Raw genomic sequence first — 259 nt, forward strand, 5'->3', positions numbered from 1 at the left:
CCTCTCTCCAGAGTACTTCAAGGATATAGAGGTCAAAAGGGATCGCGACAAACAAATCATGTTTACGGTTATTCAGGACGGTATCGCCTCAGGTGAATTCCGCCCCGAGCTGCCTGTTCCGATTGTATCCATGGCGATTTTTGGAATGGTCAACTGGATTTATAAGTGGTATCAAAAGTCAGGTACATATTCAATCGAACAGATTGCTGATATTTACGCGGATATGGTGCTGCACTCCGTATTAAAGCGTGATGCGATG

1 protein-coding gene is annotated in these 259 nt (G+C 44.8%); it reads left to right on the forward strand.

All coding sequences use genetic code 11. The annotated features are described in order from the left end of the window. On the forward strand, positions 1 to 259 hold a 259-nt coding region (locus tag SB775_RS31050; protein ID WP_410865119.1), incomplete at both ends, for a TetR-type transcription factor C-terminal domain-containing protein.

Source organism: Peribacillus sp. SIMBA_075 (genome assembly GCF_046534585.1).